Annotated in this window: 18 protein-coding genes, 1 pseudogene and 1 riboswitch; of the genes and pseudogenes, 6 read left to right on the plus strand and 13 right to left on the minus strand. The window is 46.9% G+C overall.

All coding sequences use genetic code 11. From position 1 onward, the window contains the following. The 7 genes and pseudogenes from ACFQ0C_RS31920 to ACFQ0C_RS31950 form a co-directional block, all read right to left on the minus strand. Positions 1 to 251 (minus strand): hypothetical protein (locus ACFQ0C_RS31920; RefSeq protein ID WP_379372945.1); only part of this gene is annotated, 251 nt, incomplete at its 3' end. Beyond that, positions 142 to 1,447: pseudogene (locus ACFQ0C_RS31925) on the minus strand (IS91 family transposase). The gene ACFQ0C_RS31920 and the pseudogene ACFQ0C_RS31925, both read right to left, overlap by 110 nt. 248 nt (positions 1,448 to 1,695) lie before the next feature. Then, positions 1,696 to 2,364, minus strand: coding sequence for a thiaminase II (tenA, locus tag ACFQ0C_RS31930; protein ID WP_258211351.1), 669 nt, complete (start codon positions 2,362 to 2,364; stop codon positions 1,696 to 1,698). A gap of 48 nt (positions 2,365 to 2,412) precedes the next feature. Beyond that, positions 2,413 to 3,210, minus strand: a complete 798-nt coding sequence (locus ACFQ0C_RS31935) for an energy-coupling factor transporter transmembrane component T family protein (protein WP_379372947.1) — start codon at positions 3,208 to 3,210, stop codon at positions 2,413 to 2,415. A gap of 32 nt (positions 3,211 to 3,242) precedes the next feature. Then, complete coding sequence (locus ACFQ0C_RS31940) at positions 3,243 to 4,811, minus strand: ABC transporter ATP-binding protein (RefSeq protein ID WP_379372949.1); 1,569 nt, start codon at positions 4,809 to 4,811, stop codon at positions 3,243 to 3,245. Further along, positions 4,811 to 5,398: an ECF transporter S component gene (locus tag ACFQ0C_RS31945; RefSeq protein ID WP_258211698.1), complete on the minus strand. Its 588-nt coding sequence runs from the start codon at positions 5,396 to 5,398 to the stop codon at positions 4,811 to 4,813. Before ACFQ0C_RS31945 ends, ACFQ0C_RS31940 begins: the two co-directional genes overlap by 1 nt. A 126-nt stretch (positions 5,399 to 5,524) precedes the next feature. Beyond that, positions 5,525 to 5,629, minus strand: a riboswitch (TPP riboswitch). Positions 5,630 to 5,682: 53 nt separating this feature from the next. Further along, positions 5,683 to 6,648 carry an acetylxylan esterase gene (locus ACFQ0C_RS31950; protein ID WP_379372951.1) on the minus strand — a complete coding sequence of 322 codons (966 nt, stop codon included), beginning with the start codon at positions 6,646 to 6,648 and terminating at the stop codon, positions 5,683 to 5,685. A gap of 154 nt (positions 6,649 to 6,802) precedes the next feature. On the opposite strand from ACFQ0C_RS31950, the gene asd reads away from it, so the two are divergent. Then, complete coding sequence (gene asd / locus ACFQ0C_RS31955) at positions 6,803 to 7,585, plus strand: archaetidylserine decarboxylase (protein ID WP_258211355.1); 783 nt, start codon at positions 6,803 to 6,805, stop codon at positions 7,583 to 7,585. Positions 7,586 to 7,691: 106 nt separating this feature from the next. On the opposite strand, the gene ACFQ0C_RS31960 is transcribed toward asd, so the two are convergent. Then, positions 7,692 to 8,432: a WecB/TagA/CpsF family glycosyltransferase gene (locus tag ACFQ0C_RS31960; RefSeq protein ID WP_379372953.1), complete on the minus strand. Its 741-nt coding sequence runs from the start codon at positions 8,430 to 8,432 to the stop codon at positions 7,692 to 7,694. Positions 8,433 to 8,676: 244 nt separating this feature from the next. After that, entirely contained in the window at positions 8,677 to 10,131 is a 1,455-nt protein-coding gene (gene pdxR / locus ACFQ0C_RS31965) for a MocR-like pyridoxine biosynthesis transcription factor PdxR (RefSeq protein WP_379372955.1), read from the minus strand. A 122-nt stretch (positions 10,132 to 10,253) separates the two neighbouring features. Here pdxR and ACFQ0C_RS31970 point away from each other — a divergent pair, with 122 nt between their 5' ends. Further along, positions 10,254 to 10,877, plus strand: coding sequence for a pyridoxamine 5'-phosphate oxidase family protein (locus tag ACFQ0C_RS31970; protein ID WP_379372957.1), 624 nt, complete (start codon positions 10,254 to 10,256; stop codon positions 10,875 to 10,877). A gap of 199 nt (positions 10,878 to 11,076) precedes the next feature. Here the strand turns inward: ACFQ0C_RS31970 and ACFQ0C_RS31975 are convergent, their stop codons facing one another. The 3 genes from ACFQ0C_RS31975 to kduI all read right to left on the minus strand — a co-directional run bounded on the left by ACFQ0C_RS31975 (position 11,077) and on the right by kduI (position 16,023). Then, on the minus strand, positions 11,077 to 13,245 hold the full coding sequence (locus tag ACFQ0C_RS31975) for a GAF domain-containing protein (protein WP_379372959.1): 2,169 nt from the start codon (positions 13,243 to 13,245) through the stop codon (positions 11,077 to 11,079). A 38-nt stretch (positions 13,246 to 13,283) separates the two neighbouring features. Further along, positions 13,284 to 14,918 (minus strand): thiamine pyrophosphate-binding protein, encoded by a 1,635-nt coding sequence (locus ACFQ0C_RS31980; RefSeq protein WP_379372961.1) that lies wholly within the window; start codon positions 14,916 to 14,918, stop codon positions 13,284 to 13,286. A 271-nt stretch (positions 14,919 to 15,189) separates the two neighbouring features. After that, positions 15,190 to 16,023, minus strand: coding sequence for a 5-dehydro-4-deoxy-D-glucuronate isomerase (gene kduI / locus ACFQ0C_RS31985; protein ID WP_258211361.1), 834 nt, complete (start codon positions 16,021 to 16,023; stop codon positions 15,190 to 15,192). Positions 16,024 to 16,336: 313 nt separating this feature from the next. On the opposite strand from kduI, the gene ACFQ0C_RS31990 reads away from it, so the two are divergent. From ACFQ0C_RS31990 to ACFQ0C_RS32005, 4 genes are all read left to right on the plus strand, one after another. Further along, positions 16,337 to 17,644: an aminotransferase class I/II-fold pyridoxal phosphate-dependent enzyme gene (locus tag ACFQ0C_RS31990; RefSeq protein ID WP_379372964.1), complete on the plus strand. Its 1,308-nt coding sequence runs from the start codon at positions 16,337 to 16,339 to the stop codon at positions 17,642 to 17,644. Between the two features lie 108 nt (positions 17,645 to 17,752). After that, positions 17,753 to 19,558 carry an ABC transporter ATP-binding protein gene (locus ACFQ0C_RS31995; protein WP_379372966.1) on the plus strand — a complete coding sequence of 602 codons (1,806 nt, stop codon included), beginning with the start codon at positions 17,753 to 17,755 and terminating at the stop codon, positions 19,556 to 19,558. A 21-nt stretch (positions 19,559 to 19,579) separates the two neighbouring features. Then, on the plus strand, positions 19,580 to 20,257 hold the full coding sequence (locus ACFQ0C_RS32000; RefSeq protein WP_379372968.1) for a response regulator transcription factor: 678 nt from the start codon (positions 19,580 to 19,582) through the stop codon (positions 20,255 to 20,257). Next, positions 20,254 to 21,309: a sensor histidine kinase gene (locus tag ACFQ0C_RS32005; protein ID WP_379372970.1), complete on the plus strand. Its 1,056-nt coding sequence runs from the start codon at positions 20,254 to 20,256 to the stop codon at positions 21,307 to 21,309. The genes ACFQ0C_RS32000 and ACFQ0C_RS32005 overlap by 4 nt, the downstream gene beginning before the upstream one ends. Here the strand turns inward: ACFQ0C_RS32005 and ilvA are convergent. Then, positions 21,293 to 22,546, minus strand: coding sequence for a threonine ammonia-lyase IlvA (gene ilvA / locus ACFQ0C_RS32010; RefSeq protein ID WP_379372975.1), 1,254 nt, complete (start codon positions 22,544 to 22,546; stop codon positions 21,293 to 21,295). The two genes, ACFQ0C_RS32005 and ilvA, sit on opposite strands and share 17 nt — an antisense overlap. Positions 22,547 to 22,783: the final 237 nt, after the last annotated feature.

Here is a 22,783-nt window from a genome sequence, read left to right on the forward strand (position 1 = left end):
TATCCATGCACACCTTTGTAGAATTCCGGGTACATCTCTCCGCCACAGCTTTCACAGCCGAACTTGGGCGGTACACTTGGATCTCCACCATCCATTCGATCGAAGTCCCTTACAACTCCAAGTGGAATGGCCTCCTCTTCCTCACACTGCAAACAAATATAGTTTACTGCTTCTTTGTTCAGCAGGTAATTGCTTGGGGACTTCTTCTTCTTTTTCTTCTCGGGTTTTCGTTTCTTTGATACCGGTGACATCTCGAATCATCCTTTCTAATACAGCTTTTGTATTTCTACATGTCGCGTACTTTATGACAAGTTGCCCGTTCTCTAGACAGACTTCTCCCTTGTAATCATAATAACACTCGCATTTCGGACAGACATTGGATCTTTTCCTGTATGCTCCTTCACCTTCTCGCTCCATGTTTTGCGTCGCAGCACCCGTTTTGCTTTTACGATCCACTTTCTGGCTTCCTTTTGCCATGCCGTTACTAGCTTCTTGCTTAGACTTTTTGTCCGTCTTGAATACACGCCATAGTGCCTAATCGTCTTGAATTGTTCATCCGGAATATGACGAATCACTCGTGCAATAAATTCTTCCACACTTACCGTTTCGCTCTTTTCTTTCCCGTCCGTTTTGTCCGTATACCGAAATGTTACGAATTCACCATCATACGCCTCGATCCGACTCACCGCAATCGCAGGTCGACGCATATAACGGCCAATGTAACTCAGTTGTGTCTTCACATCCCCTTTCTGTTTCGGGGCATGCACATAGAAGCCTGCTTCATTATTAGAATAGGCTTTCTGTAACAACGGTTGCACCTTTTTCTTTTCCTCCAAACTCAACTGCTTCCGAATCAGCTTCAAAACCACCGTCTGCCATTGTTTTCTTAACATCTCGAATGGGATGTAATCCTTGGCCGGTTTCCACTCCCCGTTCTTCCCCATCCCTCCCATCGTCACTAGCATATGAATATGAGGGTTGAAATTCAGCCTTGATCCGAATGTGTGTAGCCCCGCAATGACTCCTGGCGTTACTATGTATTTCTTTTCAAAATACTCCTTGATTAACCGTACTCCCTCATCCCTAAAGGGTTTGAACCAATCCCGATGTTTCAGGAATAGAGTTCGTAGACCCTCGTCTATCGTTAGGATGACATGTCGGTGATTCACCTGAAATACGTCCTCTGTCAACATACGACTCCACTCTTCCGTTTCACCACAAGAGCATGTCGTACAGAAGCGCCCTTTGCAACGATACGGCACCATCTTCAAGTCATGGCATCCTTCGCAGACCATCAGTTTGAATCCCTTTTTGGGTTACCGCAGTCTCGAAACTTTTCAATTTCTTTGAGTACTACTGATCGTATGTTCTTTCCATGCTTGGTTACAAAGGCTTCCCAGTGCCTGTGCTCATCAAAGAAGATCCGGTGTAGGATGTCCTGTTTCATATCCTTACTTTAGCAAAAAAATTAAAAAGGGGGAACCTCCGGTTCCACCCCAAAAAACTTATACTTTCTATAATGTTAAGAAAAGCTTCTATTCGAAGCCCTATCGATGAAGATACATTCGTGTCTTAAAGGTAGCTTTTCTTGCAATATCAGAATTGTTCAGCTCTGCTGAAAACTTATTAATTCTGATCTGATATTATAAGAAAAAAGCAGCCCTTCAAAAGATTGAGGAGCTGCTTCTTATTATATCATTCGTAAATCGGCCATGCCTCTAACTTGTAAGCCATATCCCAAAATTTGTACTCATAATGGCTGCTTATAATAAAATGCTTCTTCATCCGCTCACGGTCTGCTGCCGTAACCTGCTCTGCAATTGTATCCAGACGATCGATTTGCTCCTGTACCAGCTCACGGAACCATTCGCCTCCATAGGCGTTGATCCATTCCTGATAGATCGGTTCGCTAGAAGTAACTCCTTGCAATCGCTCACCAATCTCATAATAAAGCCAATAGCATGGTAAAATGACTGCCACAATATCCCCCAAATGTCCTGCATTAGCAACGCGCAGCATATGGGAAGTATACGCATAAGCCGTAGGTGACGGTTCGAATGCCGCTTTCTCTGCCTCACTGATACCCAAACGTTTAGCAAAGTTCTCATGTAACGACAGCTCTGCATTGTATGTTCCCTGTACATGAGCAGCCATCCGGTTAGAGTCTGACAGATCCGTCGCTTTAGCTGCCCCCAGTGCCTGAACACGTGCAAATTGAGCCAAATAATAAGCATCATTCAATAAATAATGACGGAATTTAACTAACGGCAGCGTACCGTCGGCAATCCCTTGAACGAATGGATGCTCGAAGCTAGCGTTCCAGCTAGCATCTACGGCTTGACGGAGCTCCTGTGAAAATTTCATAATCGGTTCCTCCTTAATGATTCTCGTATGAAAGCTTGCTTGAAAGACTTAAATAACCTTATAGCGGACGTCGCCGATATGGAAATAAGGAAAGTGCTGCCCTGCATACATGGCAGCCCATACCGCTGCTGCCAAATACAGCAGCAGCAGCAAGTCACGCATCGAGAAGCCGATGCGGTAATAATACGTGCGCCCGCGCGCTGAAGAGAAGCGCTTCGCTTCCATCGCTACGGCGATGCGCTGGGCGCGCCGAATGCTCTGCGCCAGCAGCGGGATCGCGTACAGCCGCAGCGTTTCATAGACGCTGCCGATCCCAACGCGACGCTTCACGCCGCGCACCTTCAGCGCCATCCGCAGCATCCGAAACTCATCCGCCATAATCGGCATAAGCCGCAGGGCGGCCATGAAGCTGTAGGCGTATTTCGCCGGCAGCTTGCACTGCTGCATCAAGGAATAGAACATGGCCACCGGCTTGGTAGTGAGCGCAAACATCAGCCCCATCAAGGCCATGTTGATTGTTTTCAAGCCAATATGCATGCCGCGGAAGAAGCTCTCCTCTGTAATATGCACGAGTCCGATACGCAGCCAAGTTGTATCTCCTTTTCCGAACATCATCATGGAAATAGAAGAGGATACAAATAATAGTCCGAAAGGTAGAAACATAAGCAGTAATCGAGGCATCGGATGCCCCGAGAACAATAGAAGCAGCAAGAGCTGGGCCGCAGTAATGTTGATCAATACATTAATATTATCGATTAGCAGCACAATGAAGAACATTCCTATTGATAAGAGCAGCTTCAAGCTCGGATTTACCCTATGCAGCCATGTTTCTTCGAAAGCAAACACGTAACACCTCACCCCGCTTCCTTTTACACCATTTAATGAAGTATTTCAGTCGGCTCCAGGTCGCCCATTCTCATATATCCCGCAGCCTTCAAATAGGCATCAGGCTCCATATTTAAGGTCAACACACCGCTTTCTATAACCCATACTCGCGTGGAAAAATACCGAACGATTTCCATATCATGCGTCACCATAATAATAGAAGCTCCCTGTCTCCGCCAGCCTTCAAGCTTCTCCAGTATGGCAAATGTATTCGCCGCATCCTGCCCGAATGTCGGCTCATCGAGAAGCACTAATCGCTGCCGTTTACTCATCGCTGTAGCTACACTCAATCTCCGCTTCTGTCCTAGCGACAGCTGGTAGGGATGCTGGGCCTTCTTATCTTGAAGGCCAAATTCAATGAGCAGTTCTTCGGTAAGCTTCGCAGCATCGGCTAAGCCGTCTCTACGAAATCCGAAGGCAGCCTCGTCATACACGGAGTTGGTTACGAATTGCATCTCCGGATTTTGAAACACATAGGCGGCATCATCCGCCACATCCTTGAAGCCCTTCACGCTGCGGCCGATTATTTCATAGCCGCCCGAAGTGGGAAGCAGCTGCATCAGAGACTGCAGCAGCGTGCTTTTTCCCGCTCCGTTGCCGCCGATAACGGCCACCCACTCGCCGGCACCCAAGCGAAGATCCGTAACGCGGATCTTCGCTTCCCGGCTGCGAGCCCTGCCGTGATATCCGGCGAAGTCGCGCAGCGATAACAAGCCCTGGCCGGCATCAGCCTGCTCGCCGCCCAGCTGCTTCGCAGCATCGGCCGCTGACTGATTGACATCGGCAGGCAGCTTGCTTCTATTATTCAGCAGCGCTTGATATACAGGACTCGAGGCGTAATCCTCCCATACGCCAGGATACCAAATTCCATATTGCTGAAGCTCAGCTTTAAATTCAGCAAAAATTTGCGTTGGTGAGCCGTCTGCAATTACAACTCCATCACTATTGAATAAAACAACCCGATCGACAAATTCAATCACTTCATCTATTTTGTGTTCTACGATGATGACCGTCTTGTCTTTTCCGACTTTTTTGATCGTTTCCCATACCTGCTTGGTTCCTTCAGGGTCCAGCAGCGCCGTAGGCTCATCCAGAAATAAAACCTCCGGCTTCAACGCAAGTATCGAAGCAATTGCCAACCGCTGCTTCATGCCTTGCGACATCGATTGGATCGGCATATGCAGCTCCCTCAAATCGAGTCCTACTTGATGCAGCCCATCACTAATGCGCTCAGGCATTTCGTCTCTTGGAACTCCCAGATTCTCGAGTACGAAAGCCATCTCTTCATCAACAAATGGCATGCAAAATTGAGTATCCGGATCCTGAAACACATAACCCCAGGATGATGGTACCAAGATGCTGTCATATCGCACCGGGACATCAATCGCTCCCGGAATTAAACCGGTCAGCACCTGAAGCAATGTAGACTTGCCGCATCCGCTTGGTCCGAGCAGCAATACCTTTTGCCCGGATGGAACGGAAAATGATAGTTCATCAAACTGCAGCCCCTGACTTCCTGCAAATTTCAGCCGTAAACCGTTGACCGAGACCCCGATGCTCATTATTTCTTACGCTCCAGAGCGTCGTAATCGGCCCGGCTTGCCGGCCGAACCAATTGGGTAACACCGGTTGCTTCCAGCGCTTTAACCAACCAATATGCGCACAGTCCGGTAATAAAAATTCCACTAATCAACCGGAATACGAAATACAGCATCAAATTCCAAGTCTGCAAATCAATCAAATATCCTTTGAAGCCGTCAAAAATCAGCGATGCGGCCGCCGCTGCAATGCCGGCCAGGCAAGCCGTTGAGGCAGAGAAGCTGCGATACCTAAACAAGAAAAACACCAATTCGGCGCCCAGTCCTTGTGCAATCCCGTAAGTTAGCGCTTCGACGCCAAATTGGGAGCCTGTGAACAATTCTCCTGAAGCAGCGGCTATTTCGGCAAGCAGCGCAACACCGGGTTTGCGAATCAGCAGGAACGCAACCGTCGCTGCCATAAACCACACACCATAGATAAGCTGATCGAGCTGTAGACCCGCCAGCTTAACGACATTGTAGACATCCCCCCACAACCGGTAAATAATGCCGAATACAACTGCAATAACGATTGTGACCAAGATGTCGGTCAATTTTAAACCTTTGGACATGATACGGTTCACCCCTTCTTTATTCCATGATGTTAATCTGTACGGTACCCGATGGCTTTTTTGAATAAGCAAAAAAGACCACCTCCGTATTTAGAAGTGGTCTGCATGTTAGAATTCAATACACGCTTCAAACGCTCTCCACTTCCCTACGCTGGCGCAATCCAGATCAGGTTCAGAGGGTCTAGGATCTATTGATCCAATCTCAGCCTCGCGGCTCCCCTAGTGACATTTATCATATTAACATGCCTGTCAAAAAAGTCAACGGTAAAGTTGCAGCTCTTCCCCTACAAATTACCAGCCACAAATCGCATCATTGCTTCCTCATGGAAAGGCAGAGCTTCATGACCGTAATCAGGGTACAGCTTCAGCTCCTTCTCTCCCGCCAAATGATTGTATGCGGCAAAGCAGGTCGAAGGCGGACAGACGATATCCTGCAGCGTAATGGCCATCAAGGTTTTCGCCTTAATCCGTGAAGCCATATTCATCCCATCGAAATAGCTAAGGGTGCGGTATACCTGCTCTTCTTGAAGATGCTCGGGGTCGAACCGGCGAAACCAGTTTTTAATTTCCACATAAGGTCCGCCATTGTGCTGCTCCACTGCGCGGCGGAAATGGCATAAGTACGGATAATACGGCATCGCCAGCTTCGGCCTGTCATCGAGACCGGCTGCTGCGAGTGCGAGTCCTCCGCCCTGGCTTCCCCCGTATACAGCGATGCGGGATGCATCCACTTCCTGCTGAGAGCATACAAAGTCAATTGCACGAATGCAGTCCAAGTACACCTGCTTGTAATAATAAAGCTGCGGATCAAGAATCCCAAGCGTCATCCAACCCGAAATGCTCCCCTGCGGAAACGATGCTCCAACCGGCGTTGATCCACCCTGACCTCTCGCATCAATAGCCAATACAGCTATCCCCATAGAAGCCCAATGCAGCAATTCATGAGGATTTCCACGATTACCATTATATCCATGGTATTTCACAATAACCGGAAGCGATCCTTTTTCATGCTTTCCTGCAGGAATAACGTACCAGCCATGAACAGGCGTACCGTCAGCACCGTCATAAACGACATCGTAGATATGTATGGATTTTAAAGGATGATCCTCAACCAAGGTAGCTTTTGCATTCAGGGGGGCTGCCTTGGAGCTTTCTTTGGCCTCTTCCCAGAAGACATCGAAGTCCGCTTCAAGCGTTAATTCAGGCTTATAATCACGTAGCTGGGATAAGGGCATATCAACATTTGGCATGAATAACAACTCCTTAATAAAATATAAGCTCCCCCTAGGCACAGCAACGAATCGGAAGCTGCGGGGTTGTTTCTTTTTTTCTTGCGTTAGTGCGTGTTATATGTCAAGATATTTGATAAAACAACATTAAGAAGAAACAGGTGAGCCTAGAGCTATGATGAAATCTTTTTTCCGCTTGTTAACGGAGCTGTCCTCACGTAAATCGATCTCCCAAATAACAGGCGCGTTTGCAAAATCAAGAGCAAGCCGTGGCTTTATTCCGCGTTTTGCCAAAATATACGGTATCCGTTTGGAGGATGCTGAGAAGCAATGGACCGAATATACATCCTTGAATGATTTTTTTACAAGACGACTGAAGCAAGGACTTCGTTTGATAGACACGGCTCCACAAGCATTGGTCAGCCCGGTAGACGCCATGATTACAGGTATTGGCCATATCTCTGATGGCCTTATACTGAATGTCAAAGGCCAGGACTATACCGTGGAGGAGTTGCTTAATTATTCGCCGCGCACGGTCAATTACAAGAACGGCTTTTACTTTGTTCTTTATTTAAGCCCCACCGATTATCACCGGATTCACTCGCCAATTGCAGGCGATATTATTGAAAAAGAGCATGTTCCCGGCAAAGTATATCCGGTCAATGAATTCGGCCTTCGCCATATGCGCCGAGTATTGAGCCGCAACGAGCGATTAATCACTTACATGCAGCATGAAAAAAGCGAGCTTGCCGTAGTAAAGGTCGGCGCGATGAACGTTAGCAGTATTCAGTATGCATCTCCCTTGCCTGCTCATCTTGGCCGCGGTGATGAATTGGCCTTCTTCGAGTTCGGTTCGACTGTCGTACTGCTGCTGGAAACCGATACATTCGAAACCCGCAGCGACCTCCAGGTCGGCAGTAAGGTAAAAATGGGTGAAAAACTCGGCAGCATGAAATAATGCATTACTTGGGAAAAAGGAAGTTGCCTCCTGTGTCAGCAGGCGGCGGCTTCCTTTTTCTATTCATCCATAGCTGTTCGGTTGGAGCTGCCGGAAATCCCCGCCTTTATTTGCTTTTGCCGCCTCCAAAAAGGATCTTCAAAGCAAATCTAGGCAACACCAATTGCCTGCGCAGCCGCGAAGGCTGAGATAGCAGCCGGTATAACCATTCCAGGTTCAGCTTCTGCCATGCTACCGGCGCACGTTTAACCTTCCCGGCAAGAACATCAAGGCTTCCTCCAATGCCGAAGGCAACCTTTGCCTTAAGATCTTTTTTATACTTATAAATCCATTTCTCCGAATAAGGCGCTCCCATGGCTACCACCAGTATATCGGGCTTAGCAGCACCAATAGAAGCAACGACGCCTGCCTCTTCTTCTTTCCCAAAAAATCCGTTCTGTCTTCCGACTACACGTACACCAGGATATTGCTCAGCAATCACCTCGGATGCTTTCCGGCTCGTTTCCTCATCGGCCCCCAACAAATAGATGGAATAACCTTTTTCATTGCCGGCTTTCAAGAGACCTGTAAAAATATCGAAGCCGGTTACTCGTTCTTCCAGCGGTTCACCCTGCCATTTCGCAGCCAAAACTATACCAATACCATCCGCCGTTATCATTCCTGATTGGGAAATAATGGTTCGAAGCAGTTCGTCTTGCTTCGCTACCATTACGATTTCCGGATTTGCAGTAATAAGCTGGAACAGCTTGCCCTCCTGCTTGTCCAGTTGAACAGTAAGCTTCTTTATCGTTTGTTGCAAGTTGAGCTTGGAGAAGGGTACCCCCATTATGGATACGGTTTGCTGCATAATTTTAAGTCACCTTTTCTAAGGATGTTATAGATAAATCTCGGCACTGTCTTTCGAGCAAATGCGATTCAGATGAAAAGCCTTCCTTATGTTTTTAACACTTGGCGGGAAAAATTACAACCATATACATTAGGTCCACAACAAATTCCACAGCTTGCCAAACGCCCTATGCTTTGTAATTTCTATATGACACTGGTATCTCCTGCCTAAAGTGTGCATTTCATGTGAAATGCTTCGTATGGGTCTACAGCGACTGCATAAGCTTTACCGCATACTCCATTTCGTGTTCCGTTAAATGCGCAAAATGGAAGTAAGCTCCGTATCGTATTCCTCCGTCTCCTGGCAGCGCCAGATCGGACCAACGGATTCCGGATGAGCCGCAGCGCTTCCTAAATTCCGTATAGGTGTCCTCTGTTCCAAGCCACCAGCCAAACAGATGCAGCCCGGCATCGCTTTCTACCCAAGCGAACTTGTCAGACAGACACCCGGTTAGCAAGCGGTGCAAGCATTCGAATTTGCGGCTGTACACACGCTTCATCCGGCGCAAGTGACGCTCATATTCGCCGCTGTTCATAAATGAGGCCAGCGTTTGCTGCTCCAGCAGGCCCGTTGGCTGCGGCTCATATAATGCTTTGGCCTTGCTTGCCGGCCCCACAAGTGCTTGGGGCATAACAGCATAGCCGATGCGGATGCTGGATGACAAAGTCTTGGAGAAGCTGCCGACGTACACGACCCGCTCCTCACGATCCAACACCTTCAGCGGCTCTACAGCCTTGCCTCTGTGCCGAAATTCGCTATCGTAATCATCTTCTATGATTACAGCTTCCCGCTCATACGCCCATTGGAGCAGCTGCTGGCGCCGCTCCAGGCTCAGTACAGCCCCGGTCGGAAACTGCCGCCCGGGAGTCACAAACAGCAGCTTCGCTGCCCAATCATCAGGTATGATTCCCTGTTGATCCACATCCACCGGCATGCAGGTACCGCCTGCCGCCATTACAGCCCGGCGTATTCCATTATAGCCGGGGTTCTCTACTACAGCGATGTCGCCATCGTTAATCATTAGCTGTGCCAGAAGGGCTATCGCCTGCATCGAGCCGTTAAAGATTACGATTTGCTCCGCTGGCGCGGCAATCCCTCTTGCTCGGCGCAAATAATTCGCAATCGCTTCGCGAAGCCCTATATCCCCCTGCACGGAAGGGGGAGGGAGGGGGCTCTGCTGCGATATTTGCCTCGCAGTAGCGTATAGACATCGATTCCACTCGGCCTTCGGAAACCATTCTGAATCGGGAGCAAACCAATGAAAATCTACCTCCATTACTCCCGCGTCAGCGGCATTGAGGGGAAGCTGTACAGAAGCCTCGTGAGCAGCCGAAATCTCATTAATTCTTGTTCCCCACTGAGAAAGCGAATAGTTGCGTTTTAACATATCCGTTTGGTTCGGGCTGCCGGCATTGTAGGAGATGAATGTCCCTCTTCCCACTTCACATACAACATACCCTTCTGAAGCTAGCATATCATACACTTGATTGATCGTTCCTCTGGAAACGTTATAAAGTACTGCCAATTCCCTGCTGGAGGGAAGCTTCGTATGAAGTGGAAGCACGCCGTCCACGATTGAATCTCTTAAGGCATGATAAAAAGCCAGCAGTTTGGTGGAATACCTCTCATAGTAGCTGTGGTAAGGAATTTGAAAATGCATGCTTGAGCTCTCCCATTCCGAATAATGGTCCAATAAAATAACTCTAAATTGGAGCTTATAGATTGTCAATGTCTGAGGTAAGCTTACTTTCAAGCTTTTATCCAACAGGGAGGATGGAATATATGAGAAGAAACGAGTTCAGTATAAAGGAGCCCGAGGAAACCGAATCATTTTTACAGGAAATGAGCTTTGGAGTTCTTGGTACTATAGGAGAAGACGGCTGGCCTCAGCTGACGCCCTTGAACTTTGCCTATCAGAACGGGGAACTTTATTTTCACGGCAGCCGAGTCGGGTCCAAGATGGAGCATTTAAAAAGGGACCCACGCGTAACCTTCTCTGTCGCCAAGGAGTATGCCATCATCCCCTCCACTTTCTCCGATCCTAAGCTTGCATGCCCTGCTACCTCTTATTTCAAATCTGTTCTTATAAAAGGATACGCTGAGCCCATCGCAGACCTGGATCTCAAAGCATCAGCATTGACAGCATTTATGCGCAAGCTGCAGCCAGAGGGAGGTTATGCTCCCATTGATCCGCTGGATCCCGATTATACGCCGCAGATCAAGGCAACAGCCGTTGTGCGCATCCGAATCACAGAGCTTTCGGCCAAGTTCAAGTTTGGGCAAAATGTGAAGGAACCCAGGTTCAGCAAAATTACGGAGGGTCTCGAGCAAAGAAATCGACCATTGGACGCCGAAACCATTGAGCTCATGAAAACTTACTGCCCTCATCACAAGGAGCAGCCATAATAAGAAAAGCAATTGATCGAAGCCTTTCGATGAAGAAACATTTGTGTCTTAAAGGTTGCTTTTCTTGCAACATCAGAATAGTTCAGCTCCGCTGAAAATTTTTGATTCTGATATTATAAAAAAACACTTCTTACCCGCATGCTGCATCAGCGGTGTGAAGTGTTTTTTTCTTCTAATTAGACTTCCTGAGCAAACCTTTTTAGATCATGGAGTAGGTGTAAGGCAAATGCTCCACCTTGCCACCTGACAGTACAAGCGGCAATTCAATCTCCACTGTGGTGCCCACCCCCTCCGCGCTTTCCACATGGATGCGGCCGTGGTGATACTTAATGATTTGGAATGTGACCATCAGGCCGAGTCCGACCCCTTTTTCCTTTGTTGTATAAAAGGGTTCGCCAAGCTTCGGTATCCGTTCTTTGGACAACCCGCTTCCTTGATCCTTAAAGCAAATCTCCACGTGATCATCTTCCAGCTCAACTCGGATCTGCAGCAAGCCCCCGTTTTCCATGGATTCGATTGAGTTTTTTACTATATTAATGAACGCTTGCTTCAATTGACTTTCTGCGCAGCTAATATTAGGAATCGGACCCTCGATCAAAAGATCGATTTCCACATTGTTCATAATTGCTTGTGATTGAAGCAGTTTCACCACATGCTCGAGAATCTCGCGCAGATCATTTTTTTGTAAGCTTATGCACTGCGGTTTGGCTATAAAAAGCAGCTCGCTCACAATGAAGTTGATCCGATCCAGCTCAGACAGCATGATTTCCAGATTTTCCTGCTTGGCATTCGGGTTGGAATTCAGAAGCTGTATAAAACCACGAAGCGTCGTTAACGGATTACGTATTTCGTGGGCGACACCTGCAGCCAGCTCACCTATAACAGAGAGCTTGTCTGTTTTGCGGATGATTTCTTCAGTGCTTTTTCGTTCAGAGATGTCGGAGAAGATAACCACACCACCTTGAATCGCCTCGTCCTCAACGATGGGAGTTAATACGTATTCAACCGGAAAAGACAACTCATCTTTTTTTCGAAACATAACTTCTTGTACATATTTGACTGTATCATTCCCAAAAATATGAAAGAGGGATTCCTCGGAACTACCGTCAACCATACCCTCCTCACACCAAATAAGCTCTGTGTGCTTTTTGCCGATCAGCTCATCAACGGAAAGCTCAAGCATACGTGCCGCTGCCGGATTGCAAAATGTAATTTCCCCCTGCAAATTTAATCCGTATACACCTTCTCCGGCAGAATTGAGGATAAGCTCCAGAATACGGTGATTCTCCCGTAATTCCTTGGTTCTATCATTAATAATCAATTCCAGCTGCTCCAGCTGAATGGCATTGGATAATGCAGTTGCAGTAACATCTACAATGGACTGGGCCAGCAGCATATCGTGCTCTGTATAGGTGCGAATCTCCCCTAAGCTGACGACAGCTATCGTACCGAGAACCTCGCCTGTTGCTACCAGGGGCAGCATAAATACCCCTCGTATCCCGAATTTATGGCAAGCTTCATGGTTCGGACGATGATCTTTGTCCACATCAGGAATAAATACGTATTTCTTCGTGCGGATCACCTCTTGAAACAATAAATCCCTTTCGTAGTCAAGCTTGATCTTGCTATGTGTTTTACGCCACTGCTCCTCCGTCCATTCGCTGTTTCCGCTTAATTTGGCCGGACGAAACGTGCTGCCGATTGAATCACACAAATGCACACCAATATTTGTATTATCGAGCACTCGTCCTACATAACGAAAGCAGGTATCCAGTATCTTCTCCGTAGTCGAACACAGAGAAAGCTCGCTTGTTACATCAAGGAGCAGTTGCTTCTCCCTCAGAAGCGATTGGATCGCTTGAAATTGCTTCACATTATGGATCGCCACTCCCGCCATATTGACATAAGCTTCGACCGTCTGAATTTCCGATTCAGACAAGTTCATAGGAATACCGTAATCGAATAAAAATACAATACCGAACAGTTCATCTCCATATGAAATCGGCAATCCCAACAAGGAACGAATTTTGAACAGCTCCACCGGCTTCGGATCCGGTCTGGTATCCATGGATGTATCGGGTATATAAATGCTTTTTCTTGTTTCAATAATGTCCCTGGCCAGATGATCCGTTTGTGGGTCTACGATCATTTGATTAAGGGTAATCCCATTAATAATATCCGGTTTACCTACATATCCACGGAAGGTACCGTCCGATTGCGGCAAATAAATACCCGTAGAGTCGCATTGGACAATTTCATCCGATATAGCAGAGGCAACCGCTTCAAGAAGTGAATGCAAATCCAAATTTGAATTAATCAGTTGACTGATTTTAGCCAACCGGGCATATCTGGCTTGATCATCATTCATATTTACACCATCCTTTATCGATCCGATTGCGGGAATGATTACTTTTGAAAAGAGGAAAGAAACTTCACTCTGTCACCCATTGGAGGAATATTGTTATCCACTATTGAAATTTCAAGCACAGCTGGCCCGTCCACTAAAATATCATGCAACACTCCGGGAGAAAGATCCTGCAATTTCTCGACTCTCCAGCTAGGTATGCCCATAGAATAGGCCATATCCGATATCGAAACAGGCTGCTGCTCGAAGCGCGGGTGGCTCCGTTTATACTGCAGCGTGTGGCCATGATAGACCATTCCCAGCCTTGCGTTATTGATAACTACAAATAAAATCGGCAGATTGTACTCCTTCGCCGTTAAAATTTCCATACCATGCATGAAAAAGCAGCCATCTCCCGTAATGCAAACGGCAGGGCGGTAAGGATCTGCAAGATTCATCCCGATTGCAGCTCCGATCGCGGTTCCCATGGCCCCAAAATGTACATTGATATCAAAAGTATCCGTCTCCATTACCTGCATATAATGGATTACATACGACATAAACTCGCCGATATCGACCGCGTAGCGGGTTGAGGGCGGCATATGCTTTTGCAGGGACAAGAGCACATTCTGAGTGTTATAGACTGTGGAAGGCTGTGGAATCGAAGCTGTGACATCAGGCTCGAAGCTATTGCGGCGAAGCCCCATACGCTCCAATTCCTGAATAAGGAACCTGAGGCCCAAGCCCGCATCGCCTCGTATCGGCAAATCAATAGGATAGGTACGATGGAATACCGTTTCATCAATATCGATTTGCACAGTATAACGATCTCCGGTCAGATGTCGGTTCCAGTTGCTGGTGGCCGTCTCGCCAAGGCTCGAACCTACAATCAGAATCGCGTGGTATTCTTGATCTTCTATAAGCTTGGTAGCGCGCGCCTGTCCAGCAAAGCCGAATATACCGTGATAGAGCGGATGAGAGTCGGGTACAAATCCTTTTGCCTGCGGTGTCGTAACAATCGGCCAATTCAGAGTTTCAGCCAGCTGCAGCACATCCGGCATAGCACGGCGGGCTCCTTGCCCGACAAAGATAATGCCTTTACTGCGCTCCAATAGCTCCTTGGCCGCTTGCCGTAGCAACGAACGATTGGGAACGCTGATCTGCTGCTGCGGAAACGGCGGCAGCGCGACTGGCTCCACCTGCTCCAGCTGTATGTCTATGGGCATCTGAACGTGAACAGGACCCGGTATTCCGGATAACGCAATTTCAACTGCCTTCGCTACCTCATAAAGCAAATCTTCTGCGCGAGAAACGGATACACTGTACTTCGTCACCGGTTGAAACAAAGGCACCGCGTTCAATTCTTGTGAGGCGTTCAATCCAACTGTCCTGACTGGAACCGAGCCTGTCAGGAACAGAACAGGAAGATGCTCGCGGTATGCATGCGCAGCCCCAGTCAGCAAATTCGTGCTTCCAGGACCGCTGCATCCGATACAAATCCCCAGGCTATCGGAATGTTTAGCATAAGCCGCGGCCATATAGGAAGCAGCCCCTTCATGCTTAGCAACGACCGGTGTAATTTGGGGCATTTCATACAATTCGTCAAAAAATGCATTTATTGAGCCCGCAGGGATGCCAAATACATATTTGACCCCGCCTTCAACCAAGAAATCAATCACACTCCGAACTGCTTTCATTATCATTTCCCTCTTTTCTACACGGTTCGATTTTGTTCGACTATTTTCTACACTATTCCTTTTATGGTAATATTTTACTAATACTATTATTCTTCATGTCGACATAAAATCCTCTTTTATTAAATAAAATGTTCTGAAAACGCAAAAAATCCCCACAAAGTGGGGTCTTGCTTCGACGTTGATTCAGATACTTTGCGGGGAGCCCCGGGACATGTAAAATAGACAAAAAAGGACGCTTTTCAGCGTCCTAATAACCAGATAAACATGTTTTTTAGCGCAAATCCTTCGGTTGAACCATGTCCATATCCGTGAACTCTTGGTTCTCACCAGCCATAGCCCAAATGAATGTATAGTTATTTGTACCTACGCCGGAATGGATCGACCAGCTTGGTGAAATGATCGCCTGCTCATTGCGAACAACAAGGTGACGAGTTTCAGAAGGCTCACCCATCAAGTGGAACACCAATCCGTCTTCAGGCATATCGAAGTAGAAATACACTTCAGAGCGGCGGTTGTGAGTGTGGCAAGGCATTGTGTTCCACATATTGCCCGGTTTCAAAAGTGTCATACCCATAACCAACTGACAGCTTTGAATACCGTTTAGGTGGATATATTTATAAATGGTACGTTCGTTAGAAGAATTGATCGAACCCAGGTGCTGAGGCTCAGCCTTGCTGATTTCCACTTTCTCAGTCGGGTAGTTTTTATGTGCCGGCGTGGAGTTGAAGTAGAAGCGTGCCGGATTAGCAGAATCCGCGCTCTTGAATACCACTTCTTTGTTGCCCAGACCTACGTATAGGCAATCCTTGCTTTCAAGCACATATTCAGTACCATCTACAGTTACGAAGCCTTTAGGGCCAACATTGATAATTCCAATTTCACGACGCTCCAAGAAATATTCAGCGCCCATTTCATGCTTGTCCGCTTCGAGCTTAATCGGCTCTGATGTAGGGATAACGCCACCTGTAATAAAACGGTCTACGTGACTGTATACCATGTTTAGTTGACCTGGTGCAAACAGACTTTCGATAACAAACTCGCTTCTCAATCTGTCTGTATCATAGGATTTAGTTTCTTTTGGATTCGTCGCATAGCGAATTTCCATAGCAATAATTGCCTCCTCGGAAAATATAAGTTAGTATTCGGGATTTCGGTCCAATCATCGGATAACAAACTAATCAAGCTCTTCTTAATTCCGTTCTGTCCGTTCCCCATCATATGGTAACATAAATCGCTTCATCTCGCTACCACGCTCCATTTACTTGTTCTGCCGCTTCTTCGATTGAAAACAATTCTCAATTTAACACAATCAGCGTGACTCCCCCTTGAGAAAATGGTATAATGTTCCCTAAATGTTGGGCTTCACAAAATGTATGGCCCGCTAATGAGAAGTTCAGATCACGGAAGGACGGACCCAAATGAATCCTCTTGCACAACAGCTCAATGATACGATTTCCAAAGAAAATAAGTATGTATTTGATATGCTATCAGGCTTAGGCAAGCAAATCTTTTTCCCTAAGGTGGGCATCTTAAGCCAGTCGGCGGAAGCCAAGCAAAAAGCTCATAAATTCAATGCCACCATCGGTACAGCGCTCGAAAATGGGCAGCCTATGCACCTGAAGGTCATTCAAGATACGTTATCCGCCTACAATCCGAAGGATATATACGAATATGCGCCTCCAGCAGGCAAGCCGGAGCTGCGTACTGCATGGCGCAGTAAAATGCTGGAGGAGAACCCGAGCTTAACGAGTGAGGGCCTGGGCAATCCTATTGTCACAAATGCACTCACCCATGGATTAAGCATTGTTGCCGACTTGTTCGCCGATGCTGGCGATGCAGTTATCATCCCTGATAAAAACTGGGAAAATTACGAGCTTACTTTCGGAATTCGCCGCGGTGCGGAGATTGTTAATTATCCGTTGTATAATAGCGAACGCAAGTTTAATTCCGCGGCATTGCGTGACGCTCTGCTCGCTCAAAAAAACAAAGGCAAAGCAATCGTCGTATTGAACTTTCCGAACAACCCGACTGGCTACACCCCGGGTCCTGAGGAAGGCAAACAAATCGTAGCCGTTATTAAGGAAGCAGCCGAGGCAGGAATTAATGTTGTAGCCGTAGCTGATGACGCTTATTTCGGACTTTTCTTCGAAAACTCATTGCAGGAATCATTAGCAGGCCAACTGGCAAATTTACATCCGCGTGTGCTTTCCATCAAAGTAGACGGCGCTACGAAGGAAGAATTTGTATGGGGCTTCCGGGTCGGCTTTATCACCTATGCCGGACAAAGCCAAGGAATGCTTGCCGCACTGGAGCAAAAGACGATGGGCATTATCCGTGCAACGATTTCAAGCGGACCGCATCCTTCCCAAACCTTCGTGCTTCACGCCTTGAACGCTCCTGAATTCAAAGCTCAGAAGCAAGAAAAGTACGAAATTATGAAGGGCCGTGCCAACAAAGTCAAAGACATTCTAGATAACAGCAAGTTTGATGCCGTATGGGAATACTACCCATTCAATTCCGGTTACTTTATGTGCCTAAAGCTGAAAACCGTCGATGCGGAATCACTGCGCGTTCATCTGCTCAATAATTACGGTATCGGAACCATCGCACTTGGTGAAACCGATCTGCGCGTTGCTTTCTCTTGCATTGAAGAAGAGAATTTGGAGGAGCTGTTCGGCTTGATTTTCCAAGGCGTTCAGGACATCCAGAAAGTAACCGCACAATAACTATAAGTGACAACATACAAAAAGCCGAATTCTCCAGTATTTTTGAGAATTCGGCCTTTTTGTATTTGTTTAGCCTATTATATTCATTGCTGTTTACATTCAGTTTATATGGATGGGGTATCTTTTATACATACGAGATACAATTATGGAGAGGATGATTTGAAGTTGACAATTAAAAATCAAAGCGGGGGCTGGCGCGATTTCGTGCGTTTAATATGGCAGACCAAACCTCCCCTTCTATTAATGAGCATCGCACTGGCGATGAGTATCGGCTCCACGTTAGTCGGATTAAGCATTCCATTGTTTACTAAGAATATGGTAAACAGCTTCTCCCTGGATTCGATAGATACCATTCACATTATAGGACTCGGAGCCGCTTTTATTTTGCAAGCTATCGCCGGGGGCATCTCCGTATATTTACTGAATCGGTCAGGACAGAAGGTCGTTGCTTCACTTAGAGATCTTTTATGGAAAAAACATTTGCAATTGCCCATTCCTTTCTATGACCGGCATCAAACAGGCGAGATGGTTAGCCGGGTAGTCAATGATACGGGCATCCTCAAAGAGCTTATTACCGAAAACCTTACAAGCTTCGTGACCGGGCTCATTTCCATCATAGGCGCTATCGGAGTATTGCTGTATTTGGACTGGAGAATGACGCTGCTCATCGTGCTGGCTGTTCCCCTCTCCATGCTGTTCTTGCTTCCGCTTGGACGCAAAATGCATCAAATTTCCAAGGGATTACAGGGAGAAACAGCTCAATTCACGGCTACGCTGACTCGTGTGCTTTCGGAAATTCGTCTTGTTAAAACATCCAATGCGGAGCATATGGAGTACGCTAACGGGCAGCGCGGCATTACAAATTTATTCCAATTCGGAGTAAGAGAAGGCAAGGTTCAAGCTGTCGTAGGACCTTTAATGTATTTTGTCATCATGCTGTTGTTCGTTGTCATCATTGGATATGGAGGACTTCGAGTATCATCAGGCGAGTTGACTTCTGGCGATTTGGTCGCTTTCCTTTTATACTTATTTCAGATTATAATGCCTATCACACAGATTTCCCGCTTTTTCACCCAATTTCAAAAAGGGATGGGCGCTACGGAGAGAATTATTGCAACATTGGCCGCTGAAGAAGAGGATTTGCAAAGCGGCAGGCCTGTAGCCGATATGGGACCACAGATTAAGTTGGAGCAAATTACCTTCGCATATCCATCGGGAGATCAAGTGCTCAAGGACGTGAATATAACGATTGAAATGGGAAAAGTAACCGCAATAGTAGGACCTAGCGGTGGCGGAAAAACAACGCTATTCTCAATGCTGGAACGGTTTTATGAGCCGCAAGACGGACTTATTCGAATCGGCGGAGAAGCATTAACCAGCTTGTCCTTAAGCTCCTGGCGGAGTCGGATTGGCTATGTATCACAAGAGAGCCCGCTTATTACCGGTACGATTCGTGACAATATTACCTATGGCATGGAGCAAGCAATCAGTGATGAGCAGCTAGCTGAAGCTGCCAGGATGGCTTATGCCGATGTATTTATTAATGAGCTTCCGAATCGGTTCGATACAGAAGTGGGCGAACGAGGCATCAAGCTATCCGGAGGTCAACGGCAACGAATTTCGATCGCCAGAGCGCTGCTGCGAAATCCAAGTGTTCTGATGCTGGATGAAGCAACCTCAAGTCTGGACAGCTTATCGGAAATCATGGTGCAGAAAGCGTTGAAAAATTTAATGAAAGGACGTACAACGCTCGTAATCGCCCACCGCCTAGCCACTGTAGTAGATGCAGATCAAATTGTTTTCATTGAGAAAGGAAGAGTTACCGGAAACGGAACACATAATCACCTATATGAAACACATTCCATGTACCGGGAGTTTGCCGATCAACAGCTGCGTATGCAGTCACCTGTCTAAAAAGGAGTGTGAAAATACAGGATGCCAACCCTATTGGTTGTAGATGATGACCCGCATATCCGGGAGCTTGTGCGCTTGTTCCTGGAGCGCGCCGGGTTTGAAATAATAGAAGCCAGAGACGGTGCTGAGGCACTGGCTACATTAGAAACAGTGAAGGCGGATATGGTCATACTCGATATCATGATGCCTAACATGGACGGCTGGAGGCTATGCGAGGAGCTAAGGAAACATTATGAGATGCCCCTGCTAATGCTTACAGCCAAAGGGGAAACGGCAAATAAAGTAAAGGGGTTCGATATGGGAGCGGATGATTATTTAGTTAAGCCATTCGAGCCCGCTGAGCTTGTTGCAAGAGTAAAGGCGTTGTTGAAGCGTTACCGGGTCTTCGTCTCTCAAACCATACTGGTCGGAGACCTTCAAATGAATCGGCATACCTTTGAAGTCAGTGCTGCCGGGGAAATGCTGACATTGCCGTTGAAGGAATTTGAGCTTCTATTCAAGCTCGCAAGCTCCCCCGGCAGGACACTTCCACGTGAGCAGCTTATAGAGGACATTTGGGGATATGACTACAATGGAAATGAGCGCACATTGGATGTCCATATTAACAGACTGCGGGAGCGTTTCTCCGCTCTTACGAGCTCGTTTCGAATTAGAACGATTCGCGGGCTTGGCTATAGACTGGAGGTAGCTGAAGAATGAAATCACGCATTGCAAAAGGCGTGCTGGGCATCTTCGTAGCACTGATGGGTCAGGTTGCCTGCTGTGCATTGGCTTATGTGCTTACTTCTTGGGTTTACTCCTATTGGAACATCCAGCTGCCTGATTTAACGATCCAGCTTATTAATGTATTTCTCGGTTCTTTGTTTGCTGCCGGCATCATAATGCTCATCGGATTTTTTTCCAGACCTAGACAAATGAATATTTTCAATGCCATATTAGATGCGATGCAGCAGATCAGCAAGGGAAACTTCAATGTGAGTCTGGAAAAAAAACCAGGCCAACAAGGCCATTTCGACCACTTTGTAGATGGGATCAATCATATGGCTCAGCAGTTAAAGCATATAGAAGCCATGCGCCAGGAGTTTATCTCTAACGTCTCCCATGAAATTCAATCTCCACTAACCTCGATCAACGGATTCGCTCAAGCTATGCAAAATGAACAGCTGAGCGAGGAAGAACGTCAGCATTATCTGCATATTATCGAGACCGAAAGCAAAAGACTGTCGAAGCTAAGCGACAATCTATTGAAGCTCACCTCGCTGGAATCCGAGCATCATCCATTCGAACCGAAGCCCTATAGGCTTGACGTTCAACTACGCAATATTATTTTGGCTTGTGAGCCGCTTTGGCAGAACAAAGCTATAGAAATGGACATTTCACTTATACGCGTTAATGTAACAGCGGATGAGGAGCTGATGAGTCAGGTATGGATCAATCTGATTCACAACAGTATCAAGTTTACACCCGAAGGCGGTACCGTTTTCGTTAGCTTGGAGCAGCTCGATAACCAAGCTGTAGTCCGCATATCCGACACAGGCATCGGTATAGCAGAGGAAGATCAAACACGCATTTTCGAACGCTTTTTCAAAGCAGATAAGTCCCGAAACCGTGCCAGCAGCGGCAGCGGTTTGGGACTATCGATAGTGAAAAATATAATTGAAAGACATCATGGAACAATCCAGGTAGCAAGCAAGCTTGGAGAAGGCACTTCGATTACCGTTGTTGTGCCTGAAATCAAATCAATAAGTTAAACAAATGAGGATTTTTGTTGATTTCCACATATTTGATGCCTTTGTTGACCATACGCTCAATCAAGGGCTCATAATCCTCTTTGCTCTTCAGCTCAATTCCAACAAGCGCGGGCCCATTTTCCTTGCTTGTTTTTTTCGTATACTCGAATCGGGTGATATCATCATTGGGCCCAAGCACTTCATCGAGAAACTCACGTAAAGCACCTGAACGCTGAGGGAACTCCACTGTGAAATAATGCTTCAGCCCCTCGTAGATCAGCGAACGTTCTTTTATTTCCTGCATCCGATCGATGTCATTGTTACCGCCGCTGATGATGCAGACCACATTTTTGCCTGCGATCTGCTCGCGGTAGAAATCCAGCGCCGTAATGGTAAGCGCCCCTGCCGGCTCGGCAACGATAGCATTTTCGTTATATAGCTCCAGAATGGTTGTGCATACCTTGCCTTCAGGAACGACAATAATATCATCGACAACCTTCTGACAAATCTCATAAGTTAACTCGCCTACTCGTTTTACAGCCGTACCATCAACGAATTTATCGATCTCACCAAGTGTAATGATTTCTCCTTGTTCAATGGACTGCTGCATGGATGGTGCACCGGTTGCTTCAACGCCAATGAACTTTGTGGTCGGGCTAATGCCTTTGACATAAGTTCCGACACCCGCTGCCAAGCCGCCCCCGCCAATTCCGGCGAAAACATAATCAACCTGCTCCCGCATATCATTCATCAGCTCAAGCCCAACCGTCCCTTGACCGGCTATAACCTTCAAATGATCAAACGGATGAACAAACTGCATCCCTTCCCGCTCACTGCACTTTACAGCCTCCTTCAACGAGTCATCGAATGTATCGCCAATGAGGATTACTTCCACGTAGGTGCCGCCAAAAAGCTTGACCTGGGAAATTTTTTGCCTGGGAGTGGTGGTCGGCATGAAGATTTTGCCTTGAACCTGAAGCGCCTTACAGGAATAGGCTAACCCTTGGGCATGATTGCCCGCGCTAGCGCATACAACACCTTTGCTGAGCTGATCTTCGGTCAAGCTCCGCATCAAGTGATAGGCCCCACGGATTTTAAAAGATCGGACAACCTGCAGGTCCTCACGCTTCAAATATACGTTGCAGTTGTATTTCTCGGATAATATAAAGTTTTTTTGCAGAGGAGTATGGTGCACAACATCCTTCAGCACGTGACTTGCGACAATTATATCTTCCAGCTTAACCGACTGACTGTTCATCATTTCCTCCATTTAACTCATTAAGTAATTTTATTAATTATACACCGTTAAATACGCCTGTCCATAACTTTTACAAAGAAATAATCCACCCGAAGTGAAACAAGCCGCAGAAAAAAGAACAGCCCTCCCGCCCAATGTCATTAAGTTAAGCTCAAAAACAATAGCGGAATTAAAATGGAATTCGAAACGGCATGGGAAAAATCCCTGTGCCGTTTGTTTTTTTTGGTGTAAGCCAGA

Source organism: Paenibacillus sp. GCM10027630, from assembly GCF_042676305.1.
Taxonomy (GTDB): Bacteria; Bacillota; Bacilli; order Paenibacillales; family NBRC-103111; genus Paenibacillus_S.

Excerpts from the sequence above, each read along its gene's own strand:
- tenA (WP_258211351.1), bottom strand. The coding sequence starts at position 2,364 with ATGAAATTTTCACAGGAGCTCCGTCAAGCCGTAGATGCTAGCTGGAAC.
- ACFQ0C_RS31940 (WP_379372949.1), bottom strand. The coding sequence starts at position 4,811 with ATGAGCATCGGGGTCTCGGTCAACGGTTTACGGCTGAAATTTGCAGGA.
- ACFQ0C_RS31945 (WP_258211698.1), bottom strand. The coding sequence starts at position 5,398 with ATGTCCAAAGGTTTAAAATTGACCGACATCTTGGTCACAATCGTTATT.
- ACFQ0C_RS31950 (WP_379372951.1), bottom strand. The coding sequence starts at position 6,648 with ATGCCAAATGTTGATATGCCCTTATCCCAGCTACGTGATTATAAGCCT.
- asd (WP_258211355.1), top strand. The coding sequence starts at position 6,803 with ATGATGAAATCTTTTTTCCGCTTGTTAACGGAGCTGTCCTCACGTAAA.
- ACFQ0C_RS31960 (WP_379372953.1), bottom strand. The coding sequence starts at position 8,432 with ATGCAGCAAACCGTATCCATAATGGGGGTACCCTTCTCCAAGCTCAAC.
- pdxR (WP_379372955.1), bottom strand. The coding sequence starts at position 10,131 with ATGCATTTTCAAATTCCTTACCACAGCTACTATGAGAGGTATTCCACC.
- ACFQ0C_RS31970 (WP_379372957.1), top strand. The coding sequence starts at position 10,254 with ATGAGAAGAAACGAGTTCAGTATAAAGGAGCCCGAGGAAACCGAATCA.
- ACFQ0C_RS31975 (WP_379372959.1), bottom strand. The coding sequence starts at position 13,245 with ATGAATGATGATCAAGCCAGATATGCCCGGTTGGCTAAAATCAGTCAA.
- ACFQ0C_RS31980 (WP_379372961.1), bottom strand. The coding sequence starts at position 14,918 with ATGAAAGCAGTTCGGAGTGTGATTGATTTCTTGGTTGAAGGCGGGGTC.
- kduI (WP_258211361.1), bottom strand. The coding sequence starts at position 16,023 with ATGGAAATTCGCTATGCGACGAATCCAAAAGAAACTAAATCCTATGAT.
- ACFQ0C_RS31990 (WP_379372964.1), top strand. The coding sequence starts at position 16,337 with ATGAATCCTCTTGCACAACAGCTCAATGATACGATTTCCAAAGAAAAT.
- ACFQ0C_RS31995 (WP_379372966.1), top strand. The coding sequence starts at position 17,753 with ATGGATGGGGTATCTTTTATACATACGAGATACAATTATGGAGAGGAT.
- ACFQ0C_RS32000 (WP_379372968.1), top strand. The coding sequence starts at position 19,580 with ATGCCAACCCTATTGGTTGTAGATGATGACCCGCATATCCGGGAGCTT.
- ACFQ0C_RS32005 (WP_379372970.1), top strand. The coding sequence starts at position 20,254 with ATGAAATCACGCATTGCAAAAGGCGTGCTGGGCATCTTCGTAGCACTG.
- ilvA (WP_379372975.1), bottom strand. The coding sequence starts at position 22,546 with ATGAACAGTCAGTCGGTTAAGCTGGAAGATATAATTGTCGCAAGTCAC.